The organism is Paraburkholderia madseniana (genome assembly GCF_009690905.1).
In the GTDB taxonomy this organism is placed as follows: domain Bacteria; phylum Pseudomonadota; class Gammaproteobacteria; order Burkholderiales; family Burkholderiaceae; genus Paraburkholderia; species Paraburkholderia madseniana.
This window is the reverse complement of the sequence record NZ_VOSW01000072.1, coordinates 20,358-46,652: the sequence shown is the minus strand read 5'-3', so window position 1 is coordinate 46,652 and position 26,295 is coordinate 20,358. Positions and strand designations below refer to the sequence as shown.

The following is a 26,295-nucleotide window of genomic DNA, read 5'->3' as shown; positions in this document are numbered from 1 at the left end:
AGATGGAAGTCGGCATGCTGTGGATCAACCAGCCTGCCACGCCCTGGCCGGAAATGCCGTTTGGCGGCGTGAAGGATTCGGGCTATGGGTCGGAAGGCGGTCCGGAGGCGATGGAAGGTTATCTGGTGACGAAGGCAGTGTCGGTCCTGGCTGTTTAGAAGCGCGAAACGGTCAAATCCGGTGGGCTCGTAAGCAGACGGTCACCACAATTCGCACCCGTCATTTACGCCTCTATTGCCTCAGAAGTGGCGTGACAACGCGTTGCAAGCGATCGGATGTCCAAACGGGAGATTTGTCGTCCCACCCGTTGTCCGCGAGGAGACCCGTTCGTCCGATCGTGAAGCTCACCGGAATGCGCCACATGCGCCCGTAGTCACCTGCCCAGGCGCTGCCCAGCAGGCCCACCGGAAAACTAAGGCCGGCGGCAACCTCGCGAACGGTTGACAGATCGTCTGCTCCATCCAGACTGAACCCGAGTATTTGCAGCCCGCTATTTGCGTTGCGCACGGCATAGGCCGACAGCAGAGGCAGTTCGTCACGGCACGGCTCGCACCAGGTGGCCCAGAACGTCAGAATAACCACTTTGCCGAGCAGATCAGCGCTGCTTATGCTCCGGCCATCCAGTGTATGAAGGACTAGAGGCGGAGCAGGTTGACCAACGGCCAGCGTGGCCGCGCGGGCCACCAAGGGCCGGCCCAACCCGCCTGCACCCAGGCACACTGCCAGCACGGCACGCAACCACGCGCGCCGCGCAGTCGATATCGAGGAGGCGGGGTCGTCATGCGCCAGTGGCGCTCGCGATTCGTCAGAACGCATAGCTCATCCCCACGTTGCCGCTCCAGCGTGGAAACAACTGATAACCGTCGAGTTTGCTGTATATAGCGCGCTGCACGAAGCCATACACCTCCAGGTTTTTCCATACGTTGACGGTGATGCCGGGGCTGAGATAGACGACGGTTCCCGCTGTGTTCGCAGTATCCGCAAGCGTGCCCTGGTCATGGCTCTTGCGGGTAACGTTGATCTGCAACTGCGGAACCCACTTCGGATTCGCCTCGTAGCGCAGGCCGAGGCTCAAACTGGCCAGATTCCCGGGGCGGTATGTCGCGCCGGGGTGATCGAGATTCTCCACGATTGCGGACTGGAATTGCCCGTTAATGAACGCGTCGAAGTTCTGGCTGATCGCCTGGTAATAGTAGGCCCCTACAATCAGGTCAGTACTGCCGGTGCCCGGCTGCAAGCTGGTGTCGAGCGCCTGGCCTGCGGCCGCATTGGGGCCGTTCGAGAAGAACACTGGGTTGTGCCCAACGGTTGCGCCGGTGTTGACGTTCTGACCGCCATACCGCCCCGTGGGTAACTTGACGCCAAGCTGCAATCCAAGATTGTGCGTAGGTAGAAAACCCTGATAGCTGGCGATCAGCTTGATGTCTCCCAGGCCTTTGCTGGTTGCGCCGCTCACGTTGTCGGGAGTGAGCTGGTCCGTCGTCGCGTTGCCATATGTCGTGTGGCTACGGTAAATATAAGGAATGAGCGCACTGAAGTTCCAGCTCGCGCTTGGGCTATAGCTGATGCCGAGATTGATGTATCGATTGATCGTCTGGCGCTCCACCTCCTGGCTGCCACCGGCGTCATTGATGCTGGCGGGTTGTGTGTTCGACACTGAACCGGTGCCGCTGCGCAACTGGTTCTGGTTGATGAAGTTGTATTCGATGTTGATTCGCCAGCCAGGGGCGGCGGAATAGCCCATCGCTGCATCGGTGCTCAAGGAGCAGCCGCAAGTGGCGCATGCGTGAGCCGCAGCGGGAAAGATCGCGGCCATGACGAAAGGCAGCGTGCAGCGCAATAGCGCGTTCGGGTTGGTAGACATGGTTTCCTCTCCGCTCGATGCGGGCGCTCGTCGACCCCCCCTCGGGAGGAAGGACGTGCGTGTTTTCCTGAGACGACAGACTGCCGCGACGGCCTGATTACGAAGCAGGCTGACGCTGCGACTGACAGAAACAACGACTAGGAAAGGACGGGAGGATCGCGAGGCCGGCCGGATGGAAACGCGGCCGAGTGAGGGACAAACGGGGGCGGCGCCGATACTTGCGCATCCGCTAGTGAAAGCGTTGCAACGAGGCCGGCCGGAGGGACACTCGGAGCGGCTACATGATGAGCGAGGAAGTCGCAGTATCCACACGCTGCGGTCTTGTCCGGGGACGCATGGTGTGCGGCGGGAGCGTCACTGTCGACTGCCGAACAGATGGCACTGACCGGCTCATCGGCGCGGGAGGCAACGAGCAACTGGCTCACGAGCGGCGCGAAAACGACAAGCCACATGGCGATAAGGCCAAGCCACGCGACGGAGTGTTTGTGGACGCCGAGCTTCATGGGTAGTCAAAAATTTTTCAGGATTCTATCCGTCGGATAGCGGGCCCGTATAGCACCTTCCTTATGCGTGCCATCAGCCGGAAGGGGCCGGATCGGCTGGACAGGTACATCGTTGGGTAATTGAGAGTCGGGACCGTTTCGCGCGGAACAGAAAGCGCCCGCGGTCAGATCGACACGTTGATCAGCCGAAAGGGTTTGCGAGACCGGCGGTGCGAGCATTGCCATCGGGATTGCAAGCAATCTGAGAATGCCGCCAATCTTCGAATTGAAAAGGCGAGGCATGATCTTGACGTACCGACCGGCTAGTGTGTTGTAGACGATTGTCGCGCAAGCTTTTGACAGCGCCGATGGGTAAATATCCTACAAAAGAGTAGGGAAAGAACGGGGCAAGTCGCGATACAAAAAAGGGAGATCACTCGGGAATAAAGGAAATTCTGCCCGGGTATTACAAGAGCGTGCCGAGTCTTTGCGAGAACCCTTGATGCTTTTCGAAGCGGCACGAAATCCCGGCGCAAACTGTGTGATTCGATTGGCGTCGGGCATGTCATGCACCATGCTGGAGAATATGATGAAAGCTCTGACTTTGATCCCTATTGCCGCATTGACGTTGTGCACCACGCTCGCCTATGCGGGTGACAACACCGACACATCCAAAACGACCACCGACAGCAACGCAGCTATGACGTCGGACGCAGTCGGCGGTACGTCCGTGGGCGGTAGCGATAGCGGTGCCATCCATGGCAAGACTCGCGCGGAGGTCAAACAGGAATTGCAGCGCGCCCAGCAGGACGGCACGATGGATCGCCTGAACGCGCTCTACGGCGGAGAATGAGCAGATGCACGGGATGGCCGACGCCTTGCTTGCGGAGAAACACCAACAGGCTGATTTTGTCTTTCGAGCCGAAAGTAACCGGAACAATCGCAACGTCGCCGAGCATGATCGCCTGGTGCGTTGCGATGTTGTTCGACCAGTCCTGTTCGTCGTAGTCCTGAACCTTCGTGAAATAGTCGACGTCGCCAGGCAGCCTGTTTCGCGGTGGAACGCTAACACATCGCTACCGAGCCATGGCTGATGCGGTGTCTTCGGCCACCGACGCAACATCAGGCGCTACATCGGGCGCAACATCAGGCGCTACATGGGACAGCTTCATCATGCGCGGCTGGAGCAGCAGCGCGACGAGCCCGCTCCAGCCGGTCTGATGCGAAGCGCCGACCCCGCGTCCAGTGTCGCCGTGAAAGTACTCATGGAACAGGACGAGATCCTGCGAACGCGGGTCGGCTTGCAGCATCGGATAAGCGGCCATCACGGGCCGCACGCCTTGTGCGTCTTTGAGAAAGAGCGTGGTGACTCGCCGTGCAAGGTCGTCGGCGATCCCGCTCAGCGAAGCGCGGTTGCCCGATCCCGTCGGATATTCGATGCGAAACTCATCACCGTAGTAGCGATAGAACTCATACAGCGATTCGATCAGCAGATAGTTGACTGGTATCCAGATCGGCCCGCGCCAGTTCGAATTGCCGCCAAAAACACGCGAGTCCGATTCGGCTGGCTGGTATTGAACGCGGAGGCTCACGCCATCATGGTCGAAGACGTACGGTGCATCCCGATGCACACGGGAAAGCGCCCGCACGCCGTGCTCGGAGAGAAATTCGTTTTCATCGAGCGCGCGGCGCAACAGCGCTGTCATCCGCTGTCCGCGCAACAGCGACAGCAGCGTCGTGTTGCCCGTGCCGGGTTCGGTCCAGCGCGAGACCAGCTTTGCCAGATTGGGCCGATGATCGAGAAACCACGCCAGCCGTTCGCGCAATCCCGGCAGATGACCGTACACCCGATCCTCGAGCACGTGAACGGCGAACAGAGGAATCAGTCCGACGATTGAACGAATGCGCATTGGCACACGGGTACCGTCCGGAAGGTGCAGTACGTCGTAGAAGAATTCGTCTTGTCCGTCCCATAACCCTGTTCTGCAGCCTTCGCTGCAACTGACCGCTTCCGCGATATACAGAAAGTGCTCGAAGAACTTCACCGCGATTTCGACGTACGCGCTGTTCGTCATCGCCAGTTCGAGGCCGATCTGCATCAGGTCGAGCGCGTATGAGGCCATCCACGCAGTGCCATCGGCCTGATCTATGCGGCCGCCAGTCGGCAGCGGCGAAGACCGGTCGAAGATGCCGACATTGTCGAGCCCAAGAAAGCCGCCCTGAAAGATGTTGCGGTCATCGGCGTCCTTGCGGTTGACCCACCACGAGAAATTGAGCAGCAGCTTGTGGAACATGACTTCAAGAAACTCATGATCGCCAATGCCCGTCACCTCGCGGTCGAGTTCATACACACGCCATGTTGCCCACGCATGAACGGGCGGATTCGCATCGCCGAACGCCCACTCGTAGGCGGGCAATTGCCCGTTCGGATGCATATAACGCTCCTTCACGAGCAGCAGCAATTGCTTCTTCGCGAAGTCGGGATCGATCATGGCGAACGCGACCGCATGAAACGCGAGGTCCCACGACGCGTACCATGGATACTCCCACTTGTCGGGCATCGACACGACGTCGCCATTGCACATGTGCCGCCAGTCCGCGTTGCGGCCGCGCCTCCGTGCTCTCGGTGGATTCGGTTGGCCGGGGTCGCCGTCATGCCAGCGCGTCACGTCGAACTGGTAGTACTGCTTCGACCACAGCATGCCGGCGAGCGCCTGACGCTGCACGAGCCGAGCATCGGCGTCGGGGATGTCGTGCTGAAGCGCCGCATAGAATTCGTCGGCCTCCGCTTGCCGGCGCGCAAAGAGCTCGTTGATCTCGAGCGGCACGGTATTCGAAGCCGCAGCCGGGGACGATTCTGGACGCCAGCGCAGATACAGCACCGAGCGCTCATGAGGCGCGAACTGTAGATACACATGCGCGGCGGCGCGGGTGCCCTTGTCGCGCCGGATTGCCTGCTCGTCGCCGTCAACGAGGTAGTCATTGAAGCCGTCCTTGAACGGTCCCGCTCCTTCGAAGCCGAAAATGCGGCGCACATTCGTTTCGTTTTCACAGAAGAGCCACTCGATCGGCTGTTGCGCCGACGCCGTCACGATCATCGTTCCGAGCGCGGGATTGTGCGCGACGACGCGCGCGCCTTCCTCAGTATTCGGCTCCAGCGTGAGCGACGGCTTGCCGGGCTTGCCCGACCACGCCCATCGGTTGCGCGCCCAGAATTGCGGCAACAGATGAAGCGCCGCGCGCTGATCCGCGCGGTTTTCGACGCTAACGCGCATTACGATATCGTCGGGCGTGTGCTTCGCATACTCGACGCAGACGTCGAAGTAGCGGTTATCGTCGAACACGCCCGTATCGAGAATTTCATATTCGGGCTGATCGGCGCCGCGCCGCAGATTTTCATCGATCAGATCCTGGTACGGGTACGCGTCGTGAGGATACTTGTACAGCATCTTCATGTACGAATGCGTCGGCGTGCCGTCGAGATAGAAGTAAAGCTCCTTCACGTCCTCGCCGTGATTGCCTTGCGCGTTCGTCAGCCCGAAGAGCCGGTCCTTGATGATCGGATCGTGCCCGTTCCAGAGGGCGAGCGATACGCACCAGTCGAGCGGGTCGTTGCCGAATCCGGCAATGCCGTCCTCACCCCAGCGGTACATGCGGCTGCGCGCATGGTCGTGCGGAAAGTAGTCCCATGCGGTGCCGTATTCGCTGTAGTCTTCGCGAACGGTGCCCCATTGCCGGTCGCTTAGATAAGGCCCCCAGCGGCGCCAGCGGTCGAGTTCCGGACCATGGAGACGGGCACCTTCCTTCGACTGGAGCAGATTGATTGCGCGTAGCGGTGGCACGGAACCTCCCAACCCGAAATCGACCATCCAACGCGTTCAGTGCGTGAATGTCGTTCCCTTTCCATCACGAGCGCCGTGTGCGCGATGCACATCAGGCGCTCAACATCCTCTCTACGGTGCCTTAATGATAGGTGCCAGCAGCGAACGACGATAACCAACATCTCCGACCGTCTCGTTAATTAGCTGATTAACGGATTTTCCAATGAAAGTGCAACGAGGGGCGCCAGGAAGTCCGCGTGTGCCGGTCGCGAGTATCACAAGGGCTCGGACATGAGCAGGATCAGGTTAGCTATTTGCGACGCGTTGAGGGCTAACCTATCTTGTACTACTGGATGGCATTGACTACGTGGGTTATCCAAAAGATCGCATTGCTGGGAGGTTCACGATGAACAGCGACGCAGCTTCGCCACCGGGCGGGCGGGAGAACCAGGCAGAAGCCGACACTAACGGCGCCGATCGTTCTACCTCGGCAGATGCGCAGACTCCATATAGCACCTCACGCTGGAATCAGATATTTCCGGTACTGACGGACCCTGAGATGGATCGGATAAGGCGATTCGGTGCGATGTGCAGCTACGCCGTCGGCGAATTTCTCTATCGCGCGGGTGGCATGAGTCCAGGCATGTTCGTCCTGTTGTCAGGCTCGATTCGATACACCGCACGCGACGGACTCGGCCATCGACGTTTGCTGCGCTCTCAGGCAAAGCGGGGTGAATTCACGTCCGACGTTGGCATGCTTTCAGGCAAGCCCGGGCTCGTCGATGCTGAGGTTATTGAAGACGTCAATGCGCTCGTGATTTCGCCGGATAAGCTGCGTGCGCTGATGATTGGCGAGGCAGAGCTCGGCGAAAGGATCATGCGCGCGCTGATTCTGAGGCGCGTCGCTGCAATCGAGCGTGGGCAAGGGGCGGTGCTCGTTGGCCCGCCCGACAACGAGCGGCTCCTCGCGCTGCAACATTTCCTGCAACGCAATGCTCTCCCGCATATGACGCTTGACGTAGGCGGTGCCGATGCTATCGCATTGCTCGAGCGCATGACTCCCGGGCGCGATGACATGCCGCTCGTCGTCTGCCCGGATGGCACCGTGCTGCGCAATCCGGACGAGGGGCAGCTCGCGTCGTGTCTGGGACTCGTGCCGGAATTCGATCCCGGGCATCTCTACGACGTCGCGATCGTCGGCGCCGGGCCCGCCGGCCTGGCGGCCGCCGTCTATGCGGCATCCGAAGGCTTGTCAGTGGCCGTCTTCGATTGCCACGCGCCGGGCGGCCAGGCCGGCACGAGTGCGCGCATCGAAAACTATCTGGGCTTTCCGACCGGTATATCGGGGCAAGCGCTAGCCGGCAGGGCATTTAACCAGGCGCAGAAATTCGGTGCGCACATCGCGATTCCGGTCGAAGTGAAGGCCTTGCATTGCAGCGCATACCCCCTCGAGGTCGAGCTTGCCAGTTCGCGGCGCATTGCGGCACGAACGGTGGTCATCGCGAGCGGCGCGGAGTATCGGCGCCCGGCAGTGAGCGGCCTTGCGGGCTTCGAAGGTCACGGTGTCTACTACTGGGCGACGTCGATCGAGGCTCGACTTTGCCGCGGCGAACCGGTGCTGCTGATTGGCGGTGGAAATTCAGCTGGGCAGGCCGTTGTGTTTCTGGCTTCGCATGCTGCCCACGTTCATGTCCTCGTCAGGGGCCAGGACGTCGAGCACAGCATGTCGCATTACCTGATCGAGCGTATTGCCGCGTTGCCGAACGTGACGATCCATACAGGCGCTGAGATCACAGCCTTCGAAGGCGATGAACGGCTAGATTCTGTCTACTATCGGCGACACGATGGTGGTCTCGAATGCTTGAAGACGCATCACGTGTTCCTTTTTATCGGTGCCGACCCCAACACGAACTGGTTGCGCACGTGCAGTGTGTCGTTGGATCCGAAAGGATTTGTGTTGACGGGTACGGACCTCGAAACGGGAGCCACCAGGTCCATGCTGCCATTGCATACCAGTGTCGACGGTGTGTTTGCAATTGGCGATGTTCGATCGGGTTCGACCAAGCGCGTTGCAGGGGCCGTGGGGGAGGGGGCCGCCGTGGTCGCGGAGATTCACCGCTTTCTTGCCAGCCATAAGCCGTCTGTCGCGATGGATTGCAAGGTTTGACCGCTTCCGATTTGACTACCATCCAAATTTAAGTTCGATGCCGACATAGTTCGCGCTTGCAAAACGGCAACGAACGCCACCGCGTTCGTACCTGCGAACGGCCTGGGCCACATACGTGTCATGGCGTCTCCGTGTCGCGAGCTGGGTGCAATACGCCGCGGGCCTTCAATGCCAGCCACAGGAGCACGACGAACGGCAGCAGCAACGCCCAGAACCCTGTGTGCCGATACGCGAGGGCGCCGAGGATTGCGCCAACGGCGAACGCGAGAATCGTCGGCAACATCTTCCCAAGACGCGTTCGCGCCACCGCTCGTGCGTCGGATGGCATCTGCGGCGACAGGATGTCGATCGAGTCGAGCACGGCCTGCGTCACGTTGCCCGTCATCACGGTGTTGGGCACACCGGGACGCGGGACAAGCCGGCCGTGCGCATTCTGCACGCCCATTGCCGCTGCGCCGATCATCCCGCAGACGATGACGGGCGCGCTGTCCACATGCACAACGGGCGAGACGTCGACACCCGCGAGGCAAAAGGCCAGCATGAGCGCTGCCTGGACAACGTAGAGAACGCACGCCGCGCGGTTGGGCGTCGCGGGTTCGATGCGCTTCACAATCACGCTGCTGACGGCCACACCTGCAATGAATGCGGGGAACGCCATCAACTTCATGAACACGCCCTGGCCGTAACCTGCCGCTTCGGCGCCGATCAGCACGAAGTTGCCCGTGACGTGCGCAGTGAACAGCCCAAAAAGCGCGACAAAGCTGAGCGTGTCCACGTAGCCCGCGATGGCGGCGAGCACGCTGTCTTCAGATTTCATCAATCGTCTCCCGTGTTGGGGAATGACATCGGGCGGCCCCGCGACCGTCATGGCGCATCACCCCGGCGTCCCGCGTCTACTGCGTAACCGCATGAATCTCGGCGATATATCCACCCGGGAACTGCACGAGCGCGGCTTCGCGCTTATCCGAAGTGAACGGCGGGACCAGCACCATGACGCCTGCCGCCTTCGCCTTCTGCAGCGTGTCGGCGAGATTCGTCACTTCATAGCCCGTCATCTCCCGGCCGAACGGCCATGGCAACTGGCCGTCCGTCACCAGCACCGTCATCTTGCCGAATCCCGACTCGATCCGCACACGCCGGTACGTATCTCCCGGCCGGCCAATTTCGACGGCGGGCGCGTTGTGATCATCGGACACAACTTTGCCATGCGAAAAAGCCACGAAGTTGCGAATCAATAGATTGGCGCGCTCCGGCGACACGTAGACCCGGTTCTCGGGCACCGTCTGCAAAGAACCATAGTTCGGCGCCTGATTGTGCCAGTACAACTGCATGTTGACGCCGCCCGGCCAGGAGACGATCGCGTCACGTCCGATCGGATCGGGGAACGTCGCCACCGTGACGTCGGCGTGGTGCCGCCTGGCCGATTTGACGGCCGCGTCGATGTCGGTCACGAGATATCCCGTGCGCTCGCTACCGAACGGATACGGAACAGGCGTCTTGAAGCCGAACACCGACAACGTGCCGACCGGCGTGAAAACGAGTTGCGACATCGTCTTGCTCGACGTGGGTGTCACCTGAAAGACGCCCTGTTGCGACTTGTGGCCGCCGAAGGTTGCGACAAGACTATCGGTGAATTTGTCGAAGTCTTCAGGCGCTACATAGACATGGGTGGTGTCGTATTGCGGCCCCACAGCGAGCTGCGGCTCTGCAATGGGCTGTGGAATTTTTGGTGGTGTAGCCGCCGCGACTGACGATGCAGCGAGACAGATGACGGCAAGCGCTGTCGCTGCCAGGGAGCGAAGATTACTCATGGTATTGAACGTCCTTTGAGGTTTTACTGAACACCGGAACGGCCGGAGGATTGCTTGATACCGGCAAGGCATGTCGCCATGACGAGCGCCACGCGCGCCACCAGCGGCAACCAGCGCTGCGCGAGCAGCGCAGCGATCCAGTGCGGATTCCTTTGCGCGTTTGTACTCATGTCAGACGCCAACGGCCGTGAATTTCCCGTCCTTGATGGCGATCGCGCTCGCTGTCGGGTTCGCACGATTCAGCGTCGTGAAGCGACCATCGGGCCGAATCAGATCGGGGCTGTCTTAACTGGATATCGTATGGATTCCTGATGGCCGGCGGCACCTTGCCGCACGGCCGGAGTCATGACATCAATTGAGGCAGTGGGTGACCAGATTACCTGGCCGGAACCGCGGGCACGATCTCGTGGGACCCGTTGGCGCGCTGCGGCGCCTTGTGCACCATCGTGTACGCGTAGTCCACGCCCATCCCGTACGCACCAGAGTGCTCCCTGACCACGTTCATGACGGCGTCGTACGTGTCGCGACGCGCCCAGTCACGCTGCCATTCGAGCATCACCTGTTGCCACGTCACGGGCACGACGCCGGCCTGGATCATGCGCTTCATCGCATAGTCATGCCCGTCCTTCGACGTGCCACCCGAGGCGTCTTCGACCATGTAGATCTCGTAGTCGCCTTCCAGCATCGCGCTGAGTGCAAAGGTGTTGTTGCAAACCTCTGTCCACAGGCCGGAAACCACGATCTTCTTGCGTCCATTCGCAGCCAGCGCGTCACGAACCTTCTGGTCGTCCCAGGAGTTCATCGACGTGCGTTCGAGCACCGGCTGACCGGGAAACACGTCGAGCAGCTCGGGGTAGGTAAAGCCCGAGAAGCTTTGCGATTCGACCGACGTAATGGTGGTGGGAATGCCGAATACCTTCGCTGCCTTGGCGAGGCCTACCACATTGTTCTTCAGCACCTGCCGATCAATGGATTGGACACCGAATGCCATCTGCGGTTGTTGGTCGATGAAAAGCAGCTGGGAATTTTGCGGCGTCAGTACTTCAAGCTTGGGGTTGCTCATGATGGGTTCCTTTCAGTGTGGTTGGGTGATCAGGCGCACGAGCGGGTCACTCAACCGGCCCACGGTTCGCCTCGCTTCGGATCGATGTGATTCATCGGCTCCGGGCGTCAACGAATTGACTGAGATGAATGCTAGTCGCGGCCGTGAAACGCGTCCTTGAAATACGTTCCGACCTTGCGATAAACTTGTTATCTATTTGATTATTAAAGATTTTATTTGTACCATCCAAGCGAACGAATCGACGTGTAACGACCATCACCCGTGCGTAGCGGTTGGCGAACATGAGGTTGGCGAACATGAACCTTGTTGAGATGCTCCAGGCCGCCGGCATCGACGGAAACAAGGCCGACTTCTATCTGGCCTCGCTGGAACTCGGCGAGTCCACCGTCGCTTCGATCGCCCAGAAGGCGGGCATCGGCCGCACCAATGCATACGAAGTGCTCGACCGGCTGCTCGCCGACGGACTCGTCGCGACCGTGCAGAAAGGCGCGCGCAGCTATGTCATTCCGCAGGATCCGATCGCGCTGCTCAGGCGTATCGAGGCGCAGCGTCAGCTCGTTCAGGAAGTGCTCCCGCGGCTGCGCTCCATTCACAACTCAGCGGGTGGAAAACCGCGGGTGCGCTATTTCCCGGGTATCGAAGGGATCAAGACTGTGCTCAACGAAACACTCGAATGTCAGAGTAAAGAGTTGCGCGCGGTGATGTCTAACAGCGAGCTGTTTGAGACGCCGGGTTTTGAGGTCATCAGGGACGTCGCGGTGCGACGCATCCGTGCGGGTATCAATCTGCGCATAATCCGCTCCGGTCCGGGCGATACACGCGATCTGTGGCGAACATCGACGCGCGATCGCCGCGAACTCCGCTTTGCGCCCGCGGATTTCGAAGCGGGTATCACGACCTATCTGTACGACGACACCGTGGCCTTCATTTCATCGCGAGCCGAGCACTACGCGCTGTCCATTCAAAGCGCGGAGTTCTTTGCGTTCGAGTGCAGTCTGTTCGAAGTGCTATGGAACACGAGCACGCCCGATTGGTCCGACAAACCCGCGTGAACGGTTTTAGTTCGCGTCAAGGGTACTGCGCGTCAAGGTCTGCCACCGGCTTCGTCCGTTCCTTGAGCATCGTCATTTCCATCATGTTGCCGGCCTCCTCTCGACCGGACCGCGATCCCGCCCAGGGTGACTGGACCGGGGGTGGAGTCCTCGATGACCTGAGACGGCGCCACATTGCCCCTTGCCCCCGGCGCGAACGCGAGAATGCGCAGGTTCGGCTCGGCATCAAAGAGCCGCCCGTCCGAGGAGATGGCGATCTTGTTTCCCGGCAAGCCAGAGCCAGTGATTCCCGTGGCTGGACCGCTGATTGTCCGTACCGGCGGCACGTCGCCGTTCGCCTCGGCGGCGAAAACGCTCACCTGGATCTGCGTCACGTCCGCGGTCTGGTTGTAGACGAATAACTCGTCCGTACGCGGATCGACAGCGATCGTCATGTTGTTCCTTGCAAAAAGTCCGGCACCCGGCAGCAGGCCGGTTTTGCTACCCGTGAGGCTGCGCAGAAGCGGAGGCGAGGTCATGCTCCGACGCGTGCCAAACGTGTCGATGATCGCCGCCCCCCGTATGTCATAGCCCGCAATCAGCAGATTGTCGTCGCTGTCAATCGCAATGCTCACGTACTGGACGATATTCGGATCGGTGATGTGAACCGGGTTGGTTACAGGCCCGGAGCTGTTGGCGGGAGCGACCAGCACCCCCGCCTCCGTGGGGCGAACGGTCAGGACGAAGTCGTTGAGGTGGGAATCCACCGCGATGCTGAGCAGGTCATTTGTCATCGTCAACATGAACGACCGCCTGGGCGCCTCATTGCCCTCGGCCTTTCGCGGAAAGATGTCGACGGTGCTGTTGGTAAGAAACTGCGCGACGTGAAAGGAGTCCTTCTTGTCGATCACCGTCGCTCCGGCGGTCATGAGGGTGGTGAGCGGCCCTTGCAGCACCTGGCAGGGCTCCGTCGCTCCGTTGGCGCGCAAGGAGTAACCGCGAATCTGATCACCGAGAATGAGGAAGACGGCGTCGTTGGGGCAGGCGGCGTGCGCCAGTTGGACCCCGAACAGCATACTGACGACGGCGACACATAGCGCGGGTTTCATGACACGCCTCCTTGGTCATATAGTGCGAATGCGCCAATCAAGCATAGGCCCCGGGCGGAGGCCGAACGGAGTTCCGCCAGTTCGAACCTGTGTTTTGGCGGGCGATGCGAGGGAACACCCATCGATACCGAACGGTAGTGCGGTCCGACAAGCGGTCATGCAACGCGAGACCTCGCAGGGACGATCCGACCTCTCACGAAATAGGAGGCCACCCGCCTGAATGAACTCGCCCTGTACTACCATGATGATCCTTCGTATGTGCGATGGCGCGCAGAAGAATTCTGACGTGGGTTCATAGTAGTTTTGGTCGCCTTGATATGAGGAATGTGACCCGCGTAATCCCGGCATCAAATTCGCCATATTGATAGGTTCATCAGGATTGCTGCTTGCGGGCTGTGCCGGGACGTGTTGGGCATCGTTCGCATGAGGGGGTGAAGCGAACAATGGCCATTATTCGGGGCGATTCCAGGTTTAGACTCTTCCTGCTCACCGGGCTTGTGGCATTGGCTTACTACGCGGGCGCAAAAGTAGGACTTGCTTATGCGATAGTGGGCGGCGCAGTGTCTCTGGTGTGGCCCTCCAGTGGCATCGCCCTTGTTGCACTGCTCGCTCTGGGCTTCGAAGTTGCCCCCGGAATCGTCATTGGCTCCCTCCTCGCCAACGTGTCGGTGGGCGTGCCCTTGCCAGTGGCCGCTGTGATTAGTGTTGGCGCGATAGTTGCAGCCTTGACGGCGGCAATACTGTTGAACCGCGTAGCCCGATTCCAGATCACCCTCGACCGCATCAAGGACGTGTTAGCCCTCATTGCTCTCGCTGCGGTGCTCAGCACGGCAGTGAGTGCGCTGATTGGTGCGACCGCCGTATTAGGAGGGGGCTTGATGCCGGCCGCCGAGTACGGCGCAGCTTTTCTGAAATGGTGGCTCGGTGACATGATGGGCGTGCTGGTGGTGGCTCCGCCCCTGCTCAGCCTGCTCGCGTATCCGAACCCCATCCGCTCGGCGGAGCAGGCCGTGGAGGCGTGCGGACTGGCCATTGCGACCTTCTGGGTGAGCTACCTCATCTTCGGTGCCCCGCAACTTGCCGGACACGGCTACTATCCTGCAGCCTTGGCGATCTTTCCGTTCATTATCTGGGCGGCTCTCCGCTTCGATCACCTGGGCACCAGTCTCGCGACCTTGATAGTCTCAGTGGTGGCCATCTGGGGTACCACCCACGGCACCGGCCCCTTCGCCGCCAACTCTCCGGTGGATAGCCTCGTGAGGTGGTGCACATTCGCGAACGTCGTGGCGGTAACCGGACTGCTGCTGGTGGCGGCACGTGCTCAGGAGCAGCGCGTCCATCGCCTGCTGCAGGCCTCCTACGTCGAATTGGAACGGCGCGTAGAGGAGCGAACCGAAGACCTGGAGAAGACAAACAGCGAACTAAAGGAGGAGATCGCGCAACGTCGTCTGTTGGAAGAAGAACTGATCCAGATCGGCGATCAGCAGCAAAGACTCTTTGGCCGGGAACTGCATGATGGACTTGGGCAACACCTGACCAGCCTGGGTCTGTACTGCGCCGCCTTGAATCAGAAACTGCAGACGCAGGGCCACCCAGCCGCGGCCGACGCCGCTACCATCGTCGGATTGGTGAAGCAGTCGTCCTTGATGACCCGCAGGATTGCCCATGGCCTGGACCCGGTCGCCATTGAATATGGTGGCCTTGCGGCCGCACTGCATGGGCTGGCGGAAACGGCTCGCACGCTTGACGGCATAGACTGCATGCTCCGGATCCAGCCAGATGTAGACTTACTGGATCAGCCTACTCAGATCAACCTGTATCGTGCGGCACAGGAAGCAGTCAACAACGCGCTGAAATATAGCGAAGGCCGTCACATCTGGATCGACCTGGAGCGCGTAGGCGGCTTGCAGACGCTTTCAATCAGTGACGACGGGGTGGGCGTCGGCCCGGAACAAATGGCGCGTGCCTCCGGACTGGGACTCCAAAACCTGCGTCACCGGGCGAGTCTTCTGGGCGGCTCTTGTACGGTGGCCCGCAATGCTTTGGGTGGCACCACGGTCGCCATCAGCTATCCGATACCGGAGCGCCCAGACCATGCACGGGAAGCCGTCTAGCCCAGGCCGCGCGACTCAAATCCTGATCGTGGATGACCACCCCATCATCCGGGAGGGGATGACGCACTTGCTGAATCTGCAAGAGGATCTGCACGTCTGCTGCGCGGTCGGCAGCGCCGAAGAGGCCCTGGCGGCGATGGACTGCCTGCCCGACATGGCCATTGTGGACATCAGTCTGCAATCGGACTCCGGCCTGGATCTTGTCAAGACCCTCCGCCACCGCTACCCAAAATTGGCAATCCTCGTCCTCAGCATGCATGACGAAAGCCTGTTTGCCGAACGCGCACTACGGGCCGGGGCAAACGGGTATCTGATGAAACTCGAGGCCACGGAGCATGTCGTGAGCGCCATCCGCGAAGTGCTGGCAGGCAATATTTATTTGAGCGCCGCCATGCATGAAAACCTGGCGCGAGCCCTGGCGGGTCCCAGAAAAACGCCGGCCGGCCCAATTGCGAGCCTTTCGGTTCGGGAATTCGAGGTCCTGCATCTGATCGGACTCGGTTTCGGTACCCGCGAAATCGCCGCGAAACTGAATCGGAGCGTCAAGACCATCGAGGCACACCGGGCCAACATCAAAGAAAAGTTGAATATCCGTAGCGGCAACGAGCTGATGCGCTTTGCAATTCAGTGGATCGAGAGCCAATAGAGCGGAGCCCAGTCACTGAATAAGGCAATCCCCTAGCCTCGTTTAGGAAAAGCGCCTTATTCATGCGCTTGCGGTCAGCGCATACAGTGCAGTGGTACCTGCCGGCATGCCGCAACCCGTGGACGGGGTGGGCAGTCGAAACCCAGCAGCTCCACGAGGATCGCCGCCAGGTTGCAGGTGATGAAAATAGATCCAGGCTGGATGCACCGGTCCTATCCTGGAGCGGTCGCGATACGAAAAAGGAAGATGACTCGGGAATGAAGGAAATTCTTCCCGGGTATGCAAGAGCGTGCCGAGTCCTTGCGAGAACCCTTGATGCTTTTCGAAGCGGCACGAAATCCCGGCGCAAACTGCGTGATTCGATCGGCGTCGGGCATGTCATGCACCATGCTGGAGGATATGATGAAAGCTCTGACTTTGATCCCTATTGCCGCATTGACGTTGTGCACCACGCTCGCCTATGCGGGTGACATCACCGACACATCCAGGACGGCCACCGACAGCAACGCAGCTATGACGTCGGACGCTGTCGGCGGTACGTCCATGGGCAGTAGCAATAGCGGCGCCCTCCATGCCAAGACTCGCGCGGAGGTCAAACAGGAATTGCAGCGCGCCCAGCAGGACGGCACGATGGATCGCCTGAACTCGCTCTACGGCGGGCAGTGAGCAGATGCACGGGATGGCCGACGCCTTTTTGCTCACTGCAATGATGAATATTGCCAACGGGTGAACAAGTTCTGGCACGGCGGCTTTCACCCACTTTGTCGTGCTTTGCTGGTGGCTCAACGTGTGCGCGTCCGAAGCGAAGGTGACCCGATGATCAAGACGTTCACTGTCCTTCTCGCCTACCAGTGCCTTGGCGAATTGATAGCCTACGCCGGGAACCTGCCGATCCCCGGCGCGGTTATAGGGATGATCCTGTTGTTAGCCTCGCTGAGTCTCCGCCCCGGCCTTTCATCCGCCATTGAGAGCGACGCTCTTGCCCTGCTTAGGTTTCTGCCTCTTTTGTTCGTTCCAGCAGGCGTCGGCATCATGGTCTTTGCCGGCCGCGTGGCGCATGACCTGCTCCCAATAGCCGTGTCCGTTGTTGTGTGTACGGCGCTAACAATCGTCGTTACCGCGCTTGTCGGCCAAGGCTTGTGCGCTTTATGGCCCGCGCGCGCTGCACCGCTTGCACCCCCGACAACACCGTTTGCATCGCCGCTCCATGCCGACGGAAACACAGCGCTTGCGGCTGCCGACATTGAGAAGGTTGATACACCGTGAACGTTCATCAGAACATCGCGTCCGCGTGGGCATTTCTCGGAACAACACCGCTTCTTTGGCTGACCCTCACGTTCCTCGCGTACGTAATCGCGCAGGTCGTCCACGGTTCGCTGGGAAAAAGTGCGCTCGCGAATCCCGTGTTAATTGCAGTGGCGCTTTTGATACTTGCCTTGCGTGAATCGAACACATCGTATGTCACCTACATGCAAAGCGCCCAGCCCATTCAATTTTTGCTCGGACCGGCAATCGTCGCGCTCGCTATACCGATGCACCGGCAATTGCCTAAATTGCGCCGGCTGGCCCCGCAATTGGCTGGCGCACTTGTGGCGGGCTGTGCGACGGGCATCTCATCGGCCCTTTTGATCCCAAGGCTCCTGGGAGCCACGGGTCAAATACTTGCCACGATTGCGCCGAAGAGCGTTACGGCAGGAATTGCTATCCGTATTTCCGAGAAAATCGGCGGATTGCCGTCGCTGACGGCCGTCCTTGTGATCATGACCGGCATCACTGGCGCGGTGATTGGCAGCGGCCTTTTGAGGTTGATTCACGTGTCGAGGCATGACCTGGGTGGCTTCGCACTGGGTGTCGCGTCCCATGGAATCGGCACTGCTCGTGCGTTGCAGATGAGTGAAGAAGCCGGCGCATTTGCGGGCCTCGGGATGGGCCTGAACGGCATTCTGACGTCCTTTGTCCTGCCAATTATTTATCCAATCCTGAGCGGCTTTTTCTGACGCGACAGACCCACTTACTTCTATTTCGACGACGCAGGCGTGTTGCGCTCGACGCAAAAGAGCCCGGACCCGCTTCACGATCACCTCGACGATCATCCGTCGAATTGAGCGGCATGGGCGCGAGGCGCGTTGCCAGGCGATCGCGAAGCGGTGGCGGGCGAGAAGCGTTCAATCGCTAATGGTTATCCGGCGGATGATTGCGGTCTCCATTGCCGCCGCGCGCCTCGCCGCCGTGCTCACCGGACGGACCGCCCGGGTGCCCGGCAGCCTGTCCCTGAGGGCCGCCCGTCATTTGCCCGGGCGGCTGCGCAGGCCCGTGCGTATATCCCGGCTGCGGCTGCATCGGCCCATGAGCGTACCCCGGCTGGGGCTGGGGTTGCGGCTGCGGCTGCGGCTGCGGGCTGCCGTGCATGACCGGCCTCGGGTTCATAGCCGGACCGCCCGCCGCCGGCTGGCCACCATGCGGCCGCGGATGATTCGCCCACCGGTCCCGGTCGTGATACCAAGGCTGGCCGCGATAGTAGTGATCCCAGTAAGTTCCGAACGAGAACGCCACGACCGGCACCCCAATCTGCAAGCCGTAAGTCATGATCGGCACCTCGGTACCCTGATACGGATAGTCGAGATATTCGCCGTAGACCCAGCCGCGCAGTCCGGGCGCTCCGACGTCGCACCAGCTGTAATCGGAAACGCAGCCGTACACCGTAAGCTCCGCGCTCGGCGGCACTTGCGCGACCACCGGATAATCCCCGGACGGACCCGCATAAACGTCCACGGGCTGATTCGTATACGCCAGCGATTGAGCGAACGCAGCGCCGAACAGCGCCATCAGGCAAACGCCTCCCGCGATGGCTCGAGTGACGATTTTCTTTTGCACGATTCCTCCCTCGGAAAGAGCGGCCCATGCATGAGGTGCGCTATTCGTTTCGTCCCGGCCTTAACGGCGCCTCGATAGCAGGGCCACATTGCTTTGACAAGCCTGGGGGCGTTCGAATTGCACCCGACTGTCTGCGCAATTACGGTTTGTCAGCGTTCTTACCGTTCAGCAACTTTCATGCTTTGCCGCTCTTTGCGTTGCCTTTATCTTTCGTCGATTTGTTGGCCCATTCGCGTACCGCCTGCGAAAACAGCCGAAGCGCTTCCGGTGGGTGCCGGTTAGCCGGATAGTAGAGACACAAGCCTGGCATGGATGGACTCCAGTCCGGTAGTAGATGAACCAATCGGCCGGTCGCCAGATGTTCCACGACAAGATATTCCGGAACCCAGGCGACACCGATGCCGGCCAGCGCGGCATCGACCATCAGGTTTGAGTTACCTAGCGTCATGGGGCCATCGACATCGACATTGAGGCCACTGCTTCGACGTTCAAACTCCCAGTGGTATAGCGTACCGCTAAGAAATCGATAGCGGATGCATTTGTGCTGTCTTAGGTCCTGAGGTGTTTTAGGCGGCTGGTGGCGAGAGAGATACTCGGGCGATGCGACCGCTGCAAACCGGAATGCCGGACCGAATTCGACCGCAATCATGTCGCGCGGAACATCGTCGAGCACCCGTATCCCAGCGTCAAATCCGTCTGCCACGATATCGATCAATCGGGTATCCACGACGACCTCCACGTGAATCTCCGGATAAGCCGCGAGAAAATCCGGAAGCACGTGCTGGATCAGTGGTCTCGCGCCGGCTTCGGCCGAGCTGATCCGGATTGATCCGGACGGCCGGGTACCTGCGGACATCACTTCATTGATGCCATCTTCAAGGTCGGCAAGTGCCGGACCGACACGCCGCAACAAATGTTCGCCAGCTTCAGTTAGCGCTACCGAGCGGGTCGTCCGATTGAAGAGGCGCACGTTGAGACCCGATTCGAGATTCCTGATCGCATGACTCAACGCCGGCGCGGAAACCCCCAGTTTTTTCGCCGCCGCGCGGAAACTTCGATGCTCAGCGACGGCAATGAACGCCGTCAGTTCCGACAGACCTGTGCGCAGCATAATTAACTTCAATTTAACACCCCGTGAAATTGTAGCCTTATTGTTAATGAATTCACATCAACCTAAGATCTGGACATTGATTTCAACCGGAGAAGGTCTGTGGAAACGCGCAATGGCTTGAGCAACAACATTGAAGGCAAAGTTGTCGTTATCACGGGTGCCAGCAGCGGCTTGGGCGAAGCGACTGCCAAGCATCTGAGCGCGCAGGGCGCGATCGTCGTACTGGGCGCGCGGCGGGTCGATCGCATTCAGTCGCTGGCACAGGAATTAATCGACAAAGGCGGCAAGGCACTGGCTATGGCAACCGACGTGACTCGTCACGAGGATGTCAAAGCCCTGGTCGATGCAGCAGTGCAGACCTTCGGGCGCGTCGACGTCATGCTCAACAACGCCGGATTGATGCCGCATTCACCGCTTGAGCGCCTGAAGATCGATGACTGGAACCAGACGATCGACGTAAATATCAAGGGTGTGTTGTACGGCATCGCCGCTGCCTTGCCACACATGAAACAGCAGAAGAGCGGCCAGATCATCAACGTCGCTTCCGTGGCGGCACGGATCGTGCGGCCCGGCAGCGCTGTCTATGCGGCAACCAAGAGCGCCGTGCTCATGATCTCGGAAGGCTTGCGCCAGGAAGTCAAACCCTACGGTCTTCGCACGACGATTCTCTCGCCGGGTGCGGTTGCGACTGAGCTTCCGAACAGCATTACGGAACCGGATATAGCCGGCTTCATCAGCAAGTTCTACGAAGAGATCGCGATCCCAGCGGAATCGTTCGCACGCGCCGTCGCCTTCGCGATTAGTCAGCCTCCGGAAGTCGACGTAAATGAAATCCTGTTTCGACCCACTCGTCAGGAAATTTAAGCGATCGGCCAATCCAGGAACAAGGAAGAAGCGTCATGCAAAAAGTCATCGTTGTAATCGGTCCGGGATCAATTGGGCAAGCCATTGCGCGACGGGTGGGCACAGGCAAACACCTGTTACTCGCCGACCTGCGTCAGGAGCAGGCCGACGCAGCGGCAAAGACGCTGAGCGAGGCGGGTTTTGAGGTGACGACGGCGGCCGTCGACATTTCATCGCGTGCGTCCGTTGAAGCCCTGGTCGCGAAAGCGACTTCACTGGGCGCCGTCCATGGCCTCATTCATGCGGCCGGCGTTTCGCCGTCGCAGGCCTCACCAGAGACGATCCTGAAAATCGATCTCTACGGCACGGCGTTGATCCTCGAAGTATTTGGCGAAGTGATGGCCGAGGGCGGAGCGGGAGTTGTAATCGCCTCTCAGTCCGGTCATCGTCTGCCGCCGCTGACCACGGAAGATAACCACGCGCTTGCGACGACGCCTGTCGAAGAATTGCTAAAGCTGCCAATGCTTCAGTCTGATCAGGTAAAGGATTCGTTGCATGCTTATCAGTTGTCGAAACGCGGCAACGCCTTGCGCGTGATGTTTGAGGCAGTCCGCTGGGGCAAGCGTGGCGCTCGTATCAATACCATCAGCCCAGGCATCATCATCACGCCGCTTGCGAAGGACGAGTTATCCGGCCCGCGTGGGGCAGGCTATCGGCGCATGATTGACGGGTGCCCGGCCAAGCGCGCCGGCACGCCGGATGAAGTTGGAAATGTTGCCGCGCTGCTCATGGGGCCTGACGGAGGATTCATCACCGGAAGCGATTTCCTGATGGATGGTGGCGTGACGGCGTCTTACTGGTTAGGAGAGCTGGCACCGCAATAATGGTGTGACGTTACGCCAGACTCCTACGTGAAAGGATTAGAAGCTATGACAGACAAACAAGCCCAAACCATCATCCGCAACGGCAGCAAGCCGTCCATCAAAGGCCCGGGAAGCTGGTTTACCGGCGCCGTCCGTATCGACAGCCTGTTCCAGATGGAGGAGCCGGGGCGAACCGGTGGTGCCATCGTGACGTTTGAGCCCGGCGCGCGCACCCACTGGCATACGCATCCACTCGGTCAGATTCTGGTCGTGCTTTCAGGGGTAGGTTGGACTCAATGCGAAGGTGGCCAGCGCAGTGAAATCCGCGCTGGTGACATCGTCTCGTGCTCGTGCGGAAAGCGACACTGGCACGGTGCTGCTGCAACCACGGCGATGTCGCACTTTGCGGTCACTGAAATGCTCGACGGCAAGAACGTCGAGTGGATGGAGTCGGTAACCGATGAGCAGTATGAGGCTGGCCCGCTCGTCACTGACTAAGCCACCAACCGAGACTGTCTAACGATGTTGTCGAATGGCGCTTCATGGCCGACATCTGCCGATAAAGGATGACCGTTTTCAAACAGCGGGCGGGTGTATTCTGCGGTCGTATGCACGCCATTTCGCCGACGTCGGCGCTCATTGTTTGGAGAAGCGATGAACATCAGCACACACAAGCCTGGCACTCCAACCTGTCAACTGGTGCAAGCTGGCCCACAGTTCGAGGGGAAGCAAGGGCTGACCTATGCGGTAGGTATCTCAGCTGAAAGTGTGGGATCGAAGCATGTGCATCTTCAGCTAGCAACAATTCCGCCGGCTGCCCGGGCCAAAGCGCATCTCCATGCGGAGCATGAGACGGCCATCTATCAGCTGAGCGGCATCTCGGGGTGCTGGTATGGCGAACGATTGGAGCACCATGCGGTGGTTCAGGCCGGAGATTTCTTCTACATCCCCGCAGGGATGCCGCATGTTCCGTACAACGCGAGCGCGGATGAGCCTTGCGTCGCGGTAATCGCCCGAACCGATCCCAACGAACAGGAGAGCGTCACGATGCGGCCGGATCTTGATGCCTTACCTGACTGGTCGAGCGTTCTGCCTTCACCGCTCTGATTGATCTGAGTGCAAGGGAGCTTTGCGCCATGACGCGTCACCATGTCGTGGCTGAACAGGACACGCGAGCATCGGAAACTGCACATGCCGTTTGAAGGCACGCGGCCAATATGGGACGGTCAACAAGACCTGTCAGTCGCGAACCGATACCGCCTGCTCAACCACTCTGCGCCTGAGAGTAACCAGCGGCGTTCGGATCATATGTGTTTGCGGAAATGCCCCGCTCCTGATGCATGGCAACGGCCTCGGCAAGCCTCCTGCCGACCTGGTCAGCGCCCTTGATGCCCGGCAGACGCCTCACGGGACGAGTTGCATCGTTGGTCGTTAGAATGATCGTGCCGACGCCGAACAGGCGCTGCCACCATGGGTGGATCGACGTGACGCACTGAATCCGGGAAATCTCGAGAATTGATACACGGCGATGCAGAATACCTTGCGTCCAGGTAATCCGCGCGGTATCGATGACGATTCGGGTGAACGCGGTCTTGGCGAACGGCAACCCGACACCGATCAAAACCGCACCAGCTTGTGCGAGCAGCACATGCCACTGAAGCGGGAAAGAGTTAGACGCGTAGACATGTATAGCGCCAATCATTGCCATGACAGCGCCCCCCTTCAGGATCGCGGCAAGGTTGCATGCCTGCGACGGAGCGCCACTGAAAATTACCTGATTGGCCATTGCACATGTCCCTTTTTCTGACCCACGGACCATTTGTCCGTCGAAAAAGGCAGCGCTGCCTGATTCGGTTGCGCGTCAGCAAATTGAGTGGCCGGCGGGAATGCAGCGATTCTCGCGCCATGCAGACATACGCGCCGGCTTAGTTGCACATGTTTCAAACGTCCGGTGGCGACGCAACGCATCGTCGACGCATCGGCTGTTGAAGCGAACATAGTTGACTCGCACGTCACTGTCTTGAAGTCGTAGCGCGACTTGATACCTATGGTGTGCCAGTATAGCCTTTACGACGAGTATCGTCCGCGATGTACGCACAGAGACCAGCTTTGTCCGATACCGAACTTCGGCTGGACCATTAGAGCGGTCCGCGATTCGTTGCTGCTGAAACCTTTTCCTGCTGGAGGCACGATAGTCACTGCGCCGAAATGCAAAACGCCAAAAGTCCCGACGTGACCTCGTCGATGATCTGCTTCATTTCCGGATACGGGGGATGGAATGGGGTTGGATTTTGCGGACTGCCCCACTCGATCGTGTACGAAAACACCTTCGCTTTTTTTGCGTCGACCAGGTGACGGCTAAACGCATAGTCATCCGACGTGCCGGCAGTCGGATAAAGGCTCATCGACTGTTCCGTCTTGTAGAGTCGGCCACGCGATGCCTTGATCGCATCACGCATCTCATTCGCCAGATTGACTGCGATCTTCTTGTCCTCGGCCGCGATGTACTCTCGGTACACCTTGTCGTTGGCGATGCCGCGCTTGCCGTCATACGCGGGGTTCTGGAAATTCATCGCTCGATCGGCGCTTTGATCGACATCGTCACCCCAGTTGTACAGAATGTCTTCCGAGTAGCTATGCAGGTCGACAAAATAGCGAATGTGCGGAAAGTTGTCGAACATCCAGACAGCGTTCTTTGTCTCCGGCTCGGAGGTTGCCGCGGGGCCAATGTAGACATCGTGATCGCACGGATCCGTGGAGTTTGCAATCGGCGACTTCGGATCGAAGTACTTTGGGAAGTCCCAGAGAAAATCGTAATTGCGGTTGACGTCGACACCGACACATTGGGATTGCGTATGTCCCGCCGGCGCCGGTCGACGATTCTTGCGCCACATCGGTTCGGTCAGCATGCTGTAGTTGCGTCCGTCAGGATTGGCTTGCGGAAAGACGTAAATGTCCTTCTTCTCCACCACGGATTTGATCTGCGCTGCGGTAAAGGTCCTGCTGCCTATTGTGATATCCGTATTTGTCCGGTATGCGTTGGCGAGCAGTTGCACAAAGTTGACGAGAATGTCGGGGCTGCCCCATTCGCGTGCGTGAACGCCGCCAAGGAAATAGATTCCGACGCGGCCCGCGCCGCTGCCTTTGCCAATCTTGAGCGCGTGACAAACACGCTGCTCCCATGTCTCGTTCGGCAGCTTGATCAACGTGGTGAACGCGTCATTCGGAGCCTCTGATTCGGCAACCAGGGCCGCTTCAATATGCGCGACGTCGAGGTATCCCGTGCCAGCGGCGACCGACAATGCTTCACGCGTCAATGCGCCGACTGGGCTTTTGCGTTTCTCCTTCTGTCGCGCCACACCCTCGATTTGCGCATCCTCAAGACGTTCAACCTTGTAACCCGCAGCTTCAAGCGCACGAATTTGTTCGTCGCTAGCGTGCGCGTCGACGCGGTAGCCTTCTGCGACTTTCTCGACAGTATGCCGGGCGACCGTGACTTTATACTTTGTCACGAGGTCGGCCATCGCCGCGTAGTCGCTTCCGGTAATTCTGGCATGGTAGTTCGACACTTTCATTCTCCCTTCAGTTTTCTGCCTTCGTAATCTTAAAGACGGTACAGCGGCAGTCATTTCAAAACCACGTGTCATTCGAATATCTGGTTGATGCCTGTGATCCCTGCTAAACCGATCCCTACACCTATACGATCGACAGGCTGAAAGGCTGAAGACAACTTCAACTAATGTTGTGACTACCTAGTCGGCGCCGACAGCTAAAGCGTGTCACACGGCGTTCGTCTCGTGACAGCGGTCCAGTTGCGCCAGGCGTTCGGCCTCACGGCGGCCGAGGCGGTGGGGGTGATGCTTTGGGTCATCTCAAACCGATCGAGCGTGTCGGAGTCTGACATTGCCGGAAAGGGATTGAGTTAGGTGTATGCCTTGAACATGCATCAGGAGGTCGACAACGTGACCGCCTACGTTAGACATGTCTATTGATAATCTAGCGTGTCGTCGACTTTGGTGATCTTCCAGTTGTCACCTTGCTTGCGCAGAAAAACCAACACGCTGATTCTGTCTTTCGAGCCGAAAGTAACTGGAACAACCGCAACATCGTCAAGCATGATCGCCTGGTGTGTTGCGATGTTGTTAGACCAGTCCTGTTCGTCGTAGTCCTGAACCTTCGTGAAATAGTCGACGTCGCCAGGCAGCCTGTTATGGCGATACGCGCTTCGAAGTCTGTCAACCGTCGTTTTGGTCACGTAGACATAAATGCCCTTGTCCAACAACGGATAGGTATCTTTAGATTCCAACTTGATATACCAGGCGTAAAACGCCTTCGTGCTTGCGTCAGGAGTCGCGCTATCCGCGAACGCCCCTTGCTGGAAAAGCAACCCGCCAACCAGCAGCAGTACCGACACGGCGAAGGTAAATAGCTTCTTCATCTTTCGTCTCAGTTGTATCGATAAATTTTATATGCCGGTTGCATTGCGTCCCGGATCG

At 59.3% G+C, this 26,295-nt stretch carries 26 protein-coding genes and 1 pseudogene; 13 read left to right on the top strand and 14 right to left on the bottom strand.

The window, feature by feature from the left end; all coding sequences use genetic code 11:
- On the top strand, positions 1-158 hold a 158-nt coding region (locus FSO04_RS31115), incomplete at its 5' end, for an aldehyde dehydrogenase family protein (RefSeq protein ID WP_154565442.1).
- 73 nt (positions 159-231) lie between these two features.
- Here the strand turns inward: FSO04_RS31115 and FSO04_RS31110 are convergent.
- The 3 genes from FSO04_RS31110 to FSO04_RS31100 all read right to left on the bottom strand — a co-directional run bounded on the left by FSO04_RS31110 (position 232) and on the right by FSO04_RS31100 (position 2,367).
- Positions 232-816, bottom strand: a complete 585-nt coding sequence (locus FSO04_RS31110; protein ID WP_154565441.1) for a TlpA disulfide reductase family protein — start codon at positions 814-816, stop codon at positions 232-234.
- The gene (locus tag FSO04_RS31105) at positions 806-1,864 is read right to left on the bottom strand and encodes a transporter (RefSeq protein ID WP_154565440.1); all 1,059 of its coding nucleotides are present in this window, start codon (positions 1,862-1,864) and stop codon (positions 806-808) included. Before FSO04_RS31105 ends, FSO04_RS31110 begins: the two co-directional genes overlap by 11 nt.
- 137 nt (positions 1,865-2,001) lie before the next feature.
- Positions 2,002-2,367, bottom strand: coding sequence for a DUF2946 domain-containing protein (locus FSO04_RS31100; RefSeq protein ID WP_154565439.1), 366 nt, complete (start codon positions 2,365-2,367; stop codon positions 2,002-2,004).
- A gap of 568 nt (positions 2,368-2,935) precedes the next feature.
- Between FSO04_RS31100 and FSO04_RS31095 the strand changes: the two genes are divergently transcribed.
- The gene (locus FSO04_RS31095) at positions 2,936-3,199 is read left to right on the top strand and encodes a DUF4148 domain-containing protein (RefSeq protein WP_166618289.1); all 264 of its coding nucleotides are present in this window, start codon (positions 2,936-2,938) and stop codon (positions 3,197-3,199) included.
- 223 nt (positions 3,200-3,422) lie between these two features.
- Here FSO04_RS31095 and FSO04_RS31090 read toward each other — a convergent pair whose 3' ends face one another.
- A complete protein-coding gene (locus tag FSO04_RS31090) occupies positions 3,423-6,188 on the bottom strand; it encodes an MGH1-like glycoside hydrolase domain-containing protein (RefSeq protein ID WP_168435910.1) in 2,766 nt (921 codons plus the stop codon).
- Between the two features lie 385 nt (positions 6,189-6,573).
- On the opposite strand from FSO04_RS31090, the gene FSO04_RS31085 reads away from it, so the two are divergent.
- The gene (locus FSO04_RS31085; RefSeq protein ID WP_166618288.1) at positions 6,574-8,334 is read left to right on the top strand and encodes an FAD-dependent oxidoreductase; all 1,761 of its coding nucleotides are present in this window, start codon (positions 6,574-6,576) and stop codon (positions 8,332-8,334) included.
- A 118-nt stretch (positions 8,335-8,452) separates the two neighbouring features.
- Here FSO04_RS31085 and FSO04_RS31080 read toward each other — a convergent pair whose 3' ends face one another.
- From FSO04_RS31080 to FSO04_RS31065, 4 genes are all read right to left on the bottom strand, one after another.
- Positions 8,453-9,151 (bottom strand): YoaK family protein, encoded by a 699-nt coding sequence (locus tag FSO04_RS31080; RefSeq protein ID WP_154565436.1) that lies wholly within the window; start codon positions 9,149-9,151, stop codon positions 8,453-8,455.
- Positions 9,152-9,227: 76 nt separating this feature from the next.
- Positions 9,228-10,145, bottom strand: coding sequence for a glyoxalase (locus FSO04_RS31075; RefSeq protein WP_154565435.1), 918 nt, complete (start codon positions 10,143-10,145; stop codon positions 9,228-9,230).
- Positions 10,146-10,168: 23 nt separating this feature from the next.
- Positions 10,169-10,315 (bottom strand): hypothetical protein, encoded by a 147-nt coding sequence (locus FSO04_RS31070; RefSeq protein WP_233465038.1) that lies wholly within the window; start codon positions 10,313-10,315, stop codon positions 10,169-10,171.
- 206 nt (positions 10,316-10,521) lie between these two features.
- Positions 10,522-11,208 carry a hydrolase gene (locus tag FSO04_RS31065; protein ID WP_154565434.1) on the bottom strand — a complete coding sequence of 229 codons (687 nt, stop codon included), beginning with the start codon at positions 11,206-11,208 and terminating at the stop codon, positions 10,522-10,524.
- A 296-nt stretch (positions 11,209-11,504) separates the two neighbouring features.
- Between FSO04_RS31065 and FSO04_RS31060 the strand changes: the two genes are divergently transcribed.
- Positions 11,505-12,260 (top strand): TrmB family transcriptional regulator, encoded by a 756-nt coding sequence (locus FSO04_RS31060; protein WP_154565433.1) that lies wholly within the window; start codon positions 11,505-11,507, stop codon positions 12,258-12,260.
- A gap of 32 nt (positions 12,261-12,292) precedes the next feature.
- Here the strand turns inward: FSO04_RS31060 and FSO04_RS31055 are convergent, their stop codons facing one another.
- The gene (locus tag FSO04_RS31055; RefSeq protein ID WP_154565432.1) at positions 12,293-13,348 is read right to left on the bottom strand and encodes a hypothetical protein; all 1,056 of its coding nucleotides are present in this window, start codon (positions 13,346-13,348) and stop codon (positions 12,293-12,295) included.
- A gap of 443 nt (positions 13,349-13,791) precedes the next feature.
- Here FSO04_RS31055 and FSO04_RS31050 point away from each other — a divergent pair, with 443 nt between their 5' ends.
- The 5 genes and pseudogenes from FSO04_RS31050 to FSO04_RS31030 all read left to right on the top strand — a co-directional run bounded on the left by FSO04_RS31050 (position 13,792) and on the right by FSO04_RS31030 (position 18,105).
- Positions 13,792-15,462 carry an MASE1 domain-containing protein gene (locus FSO04_RS31050; RefSeq protein ID WP_154565431.1) on the top strand — a complete coding sequence of 557 codons (1,671 nt, stop codon included), beginning with the start codon at positions 13,792-13,794 and terminating at the stop codon, positions 15,460-15,462.
- On the top strand, positions 15,386-16,108 hold the full coding sequence (locus tag FSO04_RS31045; RefSeq protein ID WP_325063540.1) for a response regulator transcription factor: 723 nt from the start codon (positions 15,386-15,388) through the stop codon (positions 16,106-16,108). The genes FSO04_RS31050 and FSO04_RS31045 overlap by 77 nt, the downstream gene beginning before the upstream one ends.
- Before the next feature lie 402 nt (positions 16,109-16,510).
- Entirely contained in the window at positions 16,511-16,774 is a 264-nt protein-coding gene (locus FSO04_RS31040) for a DUF4148 domain-containing protein (protein ID WP_166618287.1), read from the top strand.
- 150 nt (positions 16,775-16,924) lie between these two features.
- Positions 16,925-17,248 (top strand): annotated as a pseudogene (locus FSO04_RS31035) (CidA/LrgA family protein); the annotation flags it as partial.
- Positions 17,249-17,370: 122 nt separating this feature from the next.
- Positions 17,371-18,105 carry an LrgB family protein gene (locus FSO04_RS31030; protein WP_168435909.1) on the top strand — a complete coding sequence of 245 codons (735 nt, stop codon included), beginning with the start codon at positions 17,371-17,373 and terminating at the stop codon, positions 18,103-18,105.
- 175 nt (positions 18,106-18,280) lie between these two features.
- On the opposite strand, the gene FSO04_RS31025 is transcribed toward FSO04_RS31030, so the two are convergent.
- Entirely contained in the window at positions 18,281-18,982 is a 702-nt protein-coding gene (locus tag FSO04_RS31025) for an SH3 domain-containing protein (protein WP_233465036.1), read from the bottom strand.
- Between the two features lie 175 nt (positions 18,983-19,157).
- The gene (locus FSO04_RS31020) at positions 19,158-20,093 is read right to left on the bottom strand and encodes a LysR family transcriptional regulator (RefSeq protein ID WP_154565427.1); all 936 of its coding nucleotides are present in this window, start codon (positions 20,091-20,093) and stop codon (positions 19,158-19,160) included.
- A 117-nt stretch (positions 20,094-20,210) separates the two neighbouring features.
- Between FSO04_RS31020 and FSO04_RS31015 the strand changes: the two genes are divergently transcribed.
- From FSO04_RS31015 to FSO04_RS31000, 4 genes are all read left to right on the top strand, one after another.
- On the top strand, positions 20,211-20,957 hold the full coding sequence (locus FSO04_RS31015; protein ID WP_154565445.1) for an SDR family oxidoreductase: 747 nt from the start codon (positions 20,211-20,213) through the stop codon (positions 20,955-20,957).
- A gap of 35 nt (positions 20,958-20,992) precedes the next feature.
- Positions 20,993-21,820, top strand: a complete 828-nt coding sequence (locus tag FSO04_RS31010) for an SDR family oxidoreductase (RefSeq protein WP_154565426.1) — start codon at positions 20,993-20,995, stop codon at positions 21,818-21,820.
- Positions 21,821-21,865: 45 nt separating this feature from the next.
- Positions 21,866-22,297 (top strand): (R)-mandelonitrile lyase, encoded by a 432-nt coding sequence (locus tag FSO04_RS31005; RefSeq protein WP_154565425.1) that lies wholly within the window; start codon positions 21,866-21,868, stop codon positions 22,295-22,297.
- 156 nt (positions 22,298-22,453) lie between these two features.
- Positions 22,454-22,906 carry a cupin domain-containing protein gene (locus FSO04_RS31000; RefSeq protein WP_154565424.1) on the top strand — a complete coding sequence of 151 codons (453 nt, stop codon included), beginning with the start codon at positions 22,454-22,456 and terminating at the stop codon, positions 22,904-22,906.
- A gap of 157 nt (positions 22,907-23,063) precedes the next feature.
- Here the strand turns inward: FSO04_RS31000 and FSO04_RS30995 are convergent, their stop codons facing one another.
- The 3 genes from FSO04_RS30995 to FSO04_RS30985 all read right to left on the bottom strand — a co-directional run bounded on the left by FSO04_RS30995 (position 23,064) and on the right by FSO04_RS30985 (position 26,237).
- Positions 23,064-23,585 (bottom strand): PH domain-containing protein, encoded by a 522-nt coding sequence (locus FSO04_RS30995; protein ID WP_166618286.1) that lies wholly within the window; start codon positions 23,583-23,585, stop codon positions 23,064-23,066.
- Between the two features lie 409 nt (positions 23,586-23,994).
- Positions 23,995-25,374 carry a M14 family metallopeptidase gene (locus tag FSO04_RS30990; protein ID WP_154565422.1) on the bottom strand — a complete coding sequence of 460 codons (1,380 nt, stop codon included), beginning with the start codon at positions 25,372-25,374 and terminating at the stop codon, positions 23,995-23,997.
- 410 nt (positions 25,375-25,784) lie between these two features.
- Positions 25,785-26,237 carry a DUF3828 domain-containing protein gene (locus FSO04_RS30985; protein ID WP_154565421.1) on the bottom strand — a complete coding sequence of 151 codons (453 nt, stop codon included), beginning with the start codon at positions 26,235-26,237 and terminating at the stop codon, positions 25,785-25,787.
- Between the last annotated feature and the right edge of the window lie 58 nt (positions 26,238-26,295).

What these genes read in the sequence shown, in the direction of transcription:
- FSO04_RS31110 (WP_154565441.1), bottom strand. Translation starts at nt 816, where the DNA reads ATGCGTTCTGACGAATCGCGAGCGCCACTGGCGCATGACGACCCCGCC.
- FSO04_RS31105 (WP_154565440.1), bottom strand. Translation starts at nt 1,864, where the DNA reads ATGTCTACCAACCCGAACGCGCTATTGCGCTGCACGCTGCCTTTCGTC.
- FSO04_RS31100 (WP_154565439.1), bottom strand. Translation starts at nt 2,367, where the DNA reads ATGAAGCTCGGCGTCCACAAACACTCCGTCGCGTGGCTTGGCCTTATC.
- FSO04_RS31095 (WP_166618289.1), top strand. Translation starts at nt 2,936, where the DNA reads ATGAAAGCTCTGACTTTGATCCCTATTGCCGCATTGACGTTGTGCACC.
- FSO04_RS31085 (WP_166618288.1), top strand. Translation starts at nt 6,574, where the DNA reads ATGAACAGCGACGCAGCTTCGCCACCGGGCGGGCGGGAGAACCAGGCA.
- FSO04_RS31080 (WP_154565436.1), bottom strand. Translation starts at nt 9,151, where the DNA reads ATGAAATCTGAAGACAGCGTGCTCGCCGCCATCGCGGGCTACGTGGAC.
- FSO04_RS31075 (WP_154565435.1), bottom strand. Translation starts at nt 10,145, where the DNA reads ATGAGTAATCTTCGCTCCCTGGCAGCGACAGCGCTTGCCGTCATCTGT.
- FSO04_RS31070 (WP_233465038.1), bottom strand. Translation starts at nt 10,315, where the DNA reads ATGAGTACAAACGCGCAAAGGAATCCGCACTGGATCGCTGCGCTGCTC.
- FSO04_RS31065 (WP_154565434.1), bottom strand. Translation starts at nt 11,208, where the DNA reads ATGAGCAACCCCAAGCTTGAAGTACTGACGCCGCAAAATTCCCAGCTG.
- FSO04_RS31060 (WP_154565433.1), top strand. Translation starts at nt 11,505, where the DNA reads ATGAACCTTGTTGAGATGCTCCAGGCCGCCGGCATCGACGGAAACAAG.
- FSO04_RS31055 (WP_154565432.1), bottom strand. Translation starts at nt 13,348, where the DNA reads ATGAAACCCGCGCTATGTGTCGCCGTCGTCAGTATGCTGTTCGGGGTC.
- FSO04_RS31050 (WP_154565431.1), top strand. Translation starts at nt 13,792, where the DNA reads ATGGCCATTATTCGGGGCGATTCCAGGTTTAGACTCTTCCTGCTCACC.
- FSO04_RS31045 (WP_325063540.1), top strand. Translation starts at nt 15,386, where the DNA reads ATGCTTTGGGTGGCACCACGGTCGCCATCAGCTATCCGATACCGGAGC.
- FSO04_RS31040 (WP_166618287.1), top strand. Translation starts at nt 16,511, where the DNA reads ATGAAAGCTCTGACTTTGATCCCTATTGCCGCATTGACGTTGTGCACC.
- FSO04_RS31020 (WP_154565427.1), bottom strand. Translation starts at nt 20,093, where the DNA reads ATGCTGCGCACAGGTCTGTCGGAACTGACGGCGTTCATTGCCGTCGCT.
- FSO04_RS31010 (WP_154565426.1), top strand. Translation starts at nt 20,993, where the DNA reads ATGCAAAAAGTCATCGTTGTAATCGGTCCGGGATCAATTGGGCAAGCC.
- FSO04_RS31005 (WP_154565425.1), top strand. Translation starts at nt 21,866, where the DNA reads ATGACAGACAAACAAGCCCAAACCATCATCCGCAACGGCAGCAAGCCG.
- FSO04_RS31000 (WP_154565424.1), top strand. Translation starts at nt 22,454, where the DNA reads ATGAACATCAGCACACACAAGCCTGGCACTCCAACCTGTCAACTGGTG.
- FSO04_RS30995 (WP_166618286.1), bottom strand. Translation starts at nt 23,585, where the DNA reads ATGGCCAATCAGGTAATTTTCAGTGGCGCTCCGTCGCAGGCATGCAAC.
- FSO04_RS30990 (WP_154565422.1), bottom strand. Translation starts at nt 25,374, where the DNA reads ATGAAAGTGTCGAACTACCATGCCAGAATTACCGGAAGCGACTACGCG.
- FSO04_RS30985 (WP_154565421.1), bottom strand. Translation starts at nt 26,237, where the DNA reads ATGAAGAAGCTATTTACCTTCGCCGTGTCGGTACTGCTGCTGGTTGGC.